This is a genomic window from Acetivibrio ethanolgignens (genome assembly GCF_001461035.1).
GTDB lineage: Bacteria > Bacillota > Clostridia > Lachnospirales > Lachnospiraceae > Velocimicrobium > Velocimicrobium ethanolgignens.
In genome coordinates this window covers 1-1,435 of record NZ_LNAM01000003.1, presented here as the reverse complement: position 1 = coordinate 1,435, position 1,435 = coordinate 1, and the positions used below count along the sequence as shown (strand labels likewise).

1 protein-coding gene and 1 pseudogene are annotated in these 1,435 nt (G+C 39.2%); one reads left to right on the top strand and one right to left on the bottom strand.

The features are described 5' to 3' along the window. Positions 1-160 precede the first annotated feature (160 nt). Positions 161-1,116, top strand: a pseudogene (locus tag ASU35_RS01245) (IS1380 family transposase); the annotation flags it as partial. Positions 1,117-1,133: 17 nt separating this feature from the next. On the opposite strand, the gene ASU35_RS01240 reads toward ASU35_RS01245, so the two are convergent. Beyond that, positions 1,134-1,435 (bottom strand): integrase core domain-containing protein (locus tag ASU35_RS01240; protein ID WP_147525324.1); only part of this gene is annotated, 302 nt, incomplete at its 5' end.

The window sequence follows — 1,435 nt, the reverse complement described above, 5'->3', positions numbered from 1 at the left end:
CACCATTGCACAGTGAAAGTGGATGAAAGCCACATAGTTACTGTATTTAAGCTGTTTATTGCATTTCATCTATTAAGTGAATAGAAAAAGAGACCCTTTCTGTGGTAAAATTTAGGTGTTAAATCATAATATATACCACAGAAAGGGTCTCTCTATGGATATGATAAAAGAATTCGCTACAAAAATCGGCTTTACCAGGCTGGTCAAAAAGAAATTTAAAACCAATGATAAGGCGGTTCGCTTCCACTTTTCAATATGCCGTTCTTGAAAAGGACAGTCTGGCATCACAGCCGACATTATCAAGATTTTTCAACCGTATGGATGAAGATACACTCACACGGATATCATCCGTTACTCTGCTATGACGGACTGACCGGAGATCTGCTCAAAGCAGAACTTCGTGATGGAAAACTTGACTGTAGCAATGATGCAGATAAATTTATGGAACCTCTCTTTCAGGAATACCTGGAAAGAGGTATTAAAACATATCTTCGTAGTGACAGTGGATTTTCATCTCCTAAGCTTTATAAAGCCTGTGAGATGAATGGTTGTTCCTATGCTATTCGCTTAAAACAGAATTCTTCACTCATTGCTCTTGCTTCAGACAAAGATGAAGATTTGTATAAAGCAACAAAAGAGGATCAGATCAGTTATGCGGTAACTTATGGTGAATTCATGTACCAGGCTGGTTCATGGGAATATCCAAGACGTGTGGTCTTCAAAATTGAGAAACCATACGGTCAGCTGACACACATGTACACCTTTATTGTTACAAACATGGATATGGAGCCTTATCAGATTATCCAGTTTTACTGTGGACGTGGCAAGATGGAAAACTTTATCAAGGAAGGCAAAAACGGATTTGACTTTGCTTCTGTCAGCAGTCATTCTAAAGTAGTAAATGCCAACCAAATGAGGCTTCACATGCTTGCTTACAACTTATTCCATTGGTTCAGACGACTGGTCCCTCCTGAAAACATGCGAAAGCAACAGGTTGATACCATTCGTTTAAAGCTGATGAAGATTGCTGCAAGAGCAGTCCGCTCAGCAAGATATATAACATTCAAACTGTGCAGTAGTGTTGTGGTCAAGCTTTTTTGTAACACTTTTGGCTAAAAAATATCGTTATTCAATTATGCAGCTACCCTTGCTTCATGTGGGGTAGCATAACCATTGAAACTATGTGGGTGCACATAATTGTATTCAACATACGCAAATTCTTCTGCTTTCTGATAGAGCGCCTCCTCTGTCTTAAATTCATGAAGGTTTGTACACTCGTTTTTCAGAGTGTTGAAATAACGTTCCATCGGGGCATTGTCGTATGGATATCCTGCCTTGCTCATGCTCTGTGTTACATGAACTGATTCACAGAATTCAACAAATGCTTTTGAAGTGAACTGTGATCCTTGATCACTATGGAGAATCAGTTCACCCT